Raw genomic sequence first — 3,977 nt, forward strand, 5'->3', positions numbered from 1 at the left:
TTCGGATCTCTACAATAAAATAGCGTCAGAAACAAAATATGCCGGCGAATTTATCCAGACTCCGAAGCAGATCAGTCGCAAGCTTGTCTCCAAGAAGCTTAGCGCCAATTACACCAATACAAATCACAATTTCGTTTTTCATAACTTACCACAGTACTCTGAAGTGGTCCTGTTTTTCTGGACAGGTTTGCGGCTCAGCTAAGATGCATCTGGATTAGGTTTCATGCCGCTTGGTTCATCATTTGTGTTGCGCCAAAGTATGCGTCGTCGGGCGTCTGTTTTTCAAGCGCGGTGTGTGGCCGCTCGGCGTTATAGAATCCGATCCAGCTGTCGATGATCCGCTTGGCTTGGAAGCCGTCCTGCAATTCATGCAGATATACGGCCTCCTGTTTCAGTGATCGCCACAAGCGCTCGATGAAGATATTGTCGAGATAGCGACCGCGACCGTCCATTGAGATTTTGATCTTGGCGTCGGTCAAGGTGGTGATCCAGGCAGACCCTGTGAACTGCGATCCTTGATCGCTATTCATGATCTCGGGCTTGCCATATTTGGCGATGGCCTCGTTCAAGGCTTCAACGCAAAAGCCGGCATCAAGCGTGTTTGATAACCGCCACGCCAGCACCTTGCGTGTCGCCCAGTCCATGATTGCCACCAAATAGAGGAACCCGCGCCGGACCGGGATGTAGGTAATGTCGCTGCACCAGACGTGGTTCGGCCGCGTGATCGGCACCTTCCTCAGCAGATATGGATAAATCCGATGCTGAGGGTGCTTCTTGCTGGTGCTTGGCCCCTTGTAGATGGCTTGCAGGCCCATGATTCCCATCAAACGGCGCACACGATGACGACCCGCACAGAACCCGTTTCTGGGCAGGTAAGCCGCGATCTGGCGGCTTCCAAAGAACGGGTATTTCGTGAACACCCGATCAATCTCGTTCATCAGTTCCAGCGTCTCAGCATTTACGCCAACCGGTGTGTAATACAAGGATGAGCGGCTGATCTTCAGCAACTTGCACTGCTTTGTCAGGCTCAGGTCGGTGTGATCCCGGTTGATCATCGCTTTGCGTTCAGACGGGCTCATCGCTTCAGCCCTTGTGACAAAAAATCATTTTCGACCGCCAGCTTCCCGATTTTGGCGTGGAGTTCTTTGACTTCGGCCTCGTTATGCTCAGCCTTCCTGACCTTGTCAGAAAACACGCCAGTCAGGCCATCAATCGCCTGCCGTTTCCATGTCGTCACCTGCGTTGGATGGATTTTGTGCTTCGCTGCAATCTCTTGCGCCGTCTTGTCACCACGCAGCGCCTCAAGCGCTACCATGGCCTTAAACTTATCCGAAAAACTGCGTCTCTTCGTCATTTCTGTATCCTGTCGTCATTGTTGGATACATCTTAGCACGCTGTCCAGTTTTGCCGGACCACTTCACGAGGTACAGTGACGATAAAGAACACGATCGTGGAGACATCAAAGCCGATCAGGAGGTAGCGAAACATCGCTGCCTTCTTATTTGCACCAGTATATAACTGATCAATCGACTTCTTAAGATTTTCCATTACTTCGACCTCGAATTCTGAGTTCCGAACCGGTGTGGCCCGTCACGCCATGGGAGGCGCCGTCGCGGGGCTGGCTCAAATCATACCTGCCCATTGAACTACTCAGCCTTTTAGCAGTGTGAAACCATCTGTCATCGCATGGATCTCTCATCGACACTCGGCAGCATCAGGTCCACAGTAGGATGATGGAAGTAAGCGTGGCTACTTGAGACGCTTCCTCCCAAAGTTTCGTCAAAACGCTCTGCCGAAGGCTGGAAGGATTACAGCGGTCACAACTTCTTGCCCATATTGATCAAACTTTAGAGCAACCCAATCTGGCCGCGATTTCAAATCAGTAGCGGTCCGACCTGATCCAGATAAGTCATCTCAAAATCTGCAAATTTAACCAGACGGTCATAGTCATCAAACGTAACTAAACCATCGCGGAACGTCACCATTCCAGCTTCGCGCAGCTTTCGCAGGACCCGATTGACGTGTACCGAGCTAAGCCCCAGTGCATCGGCCATCAGATACTGGGTCAGCGGGCAGGCATAGCCCGTCTTGCTGCCCAAACCGACGAGGGTAAGCCGCGCACCAAGCTCTAACAAAAAATGCGCCACACGGACCTCCGCTTCGCGACGTCCGATATTGATCAAATGCTCGACAACCATTGCCTCGTCACGTGACGCGGCCCAAAGAACGGCAGTGGCAAGCCGGGGTGTTTTCGAAAACGCCTGCATAAGGTCGGCGACATGCACTTCTGTCACTTCGATATTCGTGACAGGCTCTATACTGTGGTCCGACAGGTGCAAGATAACGCTGCGCAAACCAAGAAAATCGCCCGGGATCTGGAAATCGATAATCTGCCGCTGACCATCCTCCAGAAGCTTGTAAGAACAGGCCCAGCCAGAAATAAGGATGTACGCAGCCTGATCCGATTGCCCTTGATGCACCAGATCGCGTCCTGCGACAAAGCTACGCCGACGTTTGTGCAGACCTTCCAGCATGGAAAGTTCAACCTCTGACAAAGCTACAAAGGCGCCCAGTTTGCGCGCGAGTGGCTTATTCTGCATCATGGGCCCCTCTCCACAAATGGTGTTGGTCACTTATCCAAGCGAAACCGACCGCGACTGATGTCGATCAGCCCAAAGATACAGGATCTTTGAAAGACTGCTTGTACCGCTGCACAGGCTCACTGCGCGCGCAATAACCCTGAAAGGCAAACAGTATGTCTGACCATAGCACGACTTCTGGTGTGGCCGCCTTATCAATCTGCGAAGCGCTGCTTCTTGCGCTGAACGATGCAAAGGTCCTGCCAGAAAACGAGATCATGGGCGTTCTCAAGGATGCAGCTGCCGCACATGAAAATGCGGGAGGTTCCGAAACAGAAATCATGGGACACAACGCAGTCGCCGCACTGATCAACCGGATCATCACAGGTGGAAATTCTGTCCGTAGACCCTGACCGCAGCCGCACTGAACCAACACTCACGCATCTTCAGCCACGGTTGGAACCTGAAATGATGGCCGTTACACAAAGGAATATCGAATGTCTGAACTTATAGTCGTTGCATATGACACGCCCGCCAATGCCGAGGCCGCGCGAAAAGAACTCTTGGGAATGGCAAAAGAATATCTTGTCGAGATTGCCGATGCCGTTATCGCGTCGACGGACAAGGACCGGAACATCAAGCTGGACCAAATGGTCAATATGTGGACCGTAGGTGCCACCGGTGGTGCGTTTTGGGGCCTTCTAGCCGGTCTTATCTTCTTTAATCCCCTCTTGGGGTTGGCCGTTGGGGCTGGTGCAGGTGCCATTTCAGGCGGTCTTTCTGATTACGGTATTGATGACGACTTCATGAAGGACGTTTCAGGTGCTCTGCAACCGGGTCAGGCCGCGCTGTTCATTATGATGCGGTCTGACGCGTCGGACCGCGTCATTGAGCGCCTGAGCAAGAAGGGCGGACGTATTCTGCGCACTAACCTTGACACGGATGCCGAAAACCATCTGCGCAATCATTTCGATACCAAACACGCCGAGTTGGCTGCGACCCTCTCGAAAGCATAACGCGGGGCTCATGGCAGGCACCCGTTTTGCCGAACAAAGCTTGTGCGCGTTCCGACAGCCTTGCGCCGCTGCCACGAGAGAGGAACCCAAACATTCGCCGCCTCCGCCTGTTTTCAGTCGGCGGGCCTTGTGATGGTGATCTGGGTCACGTCGCAGTGACCGCCCTCAAACGCCCCGGCACAAGAGGTGAGGAGCTATGCTTGAATTTGGGTGACGCGCATCATCAGGCGGCGCGGTTTTCGGTGTCGTTGGTCACTTCGACACCGTCTGTGAACTTGATTCCTTTGATGACTTTTGGCAACTGGTTTCTGCCCTTGAGGCGCAGCCATTTTTTCGATGCTGCCTGAATGAGGGTGAAGACCATCAGTTTTGCGGTCTTTTG

5 protein-coding genes and 1 pseudogene are annotated in these 3,977 nt (G+C 53.0%); 3 read left to right on the forward strand and 3 right to left on the reverse strand.

All coding sequences use genetic code 11. The annotated features are described in order from the left end of the window. Window positions 1-202, forward strand: a 202-nt coding sequence (locus tag R6T97_RS07795) for a hypothetical protein (RefSeq protein WP_410348724.1), incomplete at its 5' end; no start/stop codon positions are given. A gap of 19 nt (window positions 203-221) precedes the next feature. Here R6T97_RS07795 and R6T97_RS07800 read toward each other — a convergent pair. Further along, window positions 222-1,354 (reverse strand): IS3 family transposase gene (locus tag R6T97_RS07800; RefSeq protein ID WP_410348725.1). Its coding sequence is split into 2 segments (ribosomal slippage): window positions 222-1,105 and window positions 1,105-1,354, totalling 1,134 coding nucleotides; the frame shifts between segments, so codons are not numbered across the junction. Between the two features lie 520 nt (window positions 1,355-1,874). After that, the gene (locus tag R6T97_RS07805; protein ID WP_410348726.1) at window positions 1,875-2,603 is read right to left on the reverse strand and encodes a Crp/Fnr family transcriptional regulator; all 729 of its coding nucleotides are present in this window, start codon (window positions 2,601-2,603) and stop codon (window positions 1,875-1,877) included. Window positions 2,604-2,755: 152 nt separating this feature from the next. On the opposite strand from R6T97_RS07805, the gene R6T97_RS07810 reads away from it, so the two are divergent. Both R6T97_RS07810 and R6T97_RS07815 read left to right on the forward strand, forming a co-directional pair. Beyond that, on the forward strand, window positions 2,756-2,992 hold the full coding sequence (locus R6T97_RS07810; protein WP_410348727.1) for a hypothetical protein: 237 nt from the start codon (window positions 2,756-2,758) through the stop codon (window positions 2,990-2,992). An 84-nt stretch (window positions 2,993-3,076) separates the two neighbouring features. After that, the gene (locus tag R6T97_RS07815; RefSeq protein WP_410348728.1) at window positions 3,077-3,595 is read left to right on the forward strand and encodes a DUF1269 domain-containing protein; all 519 of its coding nucleotides are present in this window, start codon (window positions 3,077-3,079) and stop codon (window positions 3,593-3,595) included. A gap of 223 nt (window positions 3,596-3,818) precedes the next feature. Here the strand turns inward: R6T97_RS07815 and R6T97_RS07820 are convergent. Continuing rightward, window positions 3,819-3,977, reverse strand: a pseudogene (locus tag R6T97_RS07820) (IS256 family transposase); the annotation flags it as partial.

The sequence above is a fragment of the Yoonia sp. genome (genome assembly GCF_046498525.1).
Lineage (GTDB): Bacteria > Pseudomonadota > Alphaproteobacteria > Rhodobacterales > Rhodobacteraceae > Yoonia.

What these genes read in the sequence shown, in the direction of transcription:
- R6T97_RS07805 (WP_410348726.1), bottom strand. Translation starts at nt 2,603, where the DNA reads ATGATGCAGAATAAGCCACTCGCGCGCAAACTGGGCGCCTTTGTAGCT.
- R6T97_RS07810 (WP_410348727.1), top strand. Translation starts at nt 2,756, where the DNA reads ATGTCTGACCATAGCACGACTTCTGGTGTGGCCGCCTTATCAATCTGC.
- R6T97_RS07815 (WP_410348728.1), top strand. Translation starts at nt 3,077, where the DNA reads ATGTCTGAACTTATAGTCGTTGCATATGACACGCCCGCCAATGCCGAG.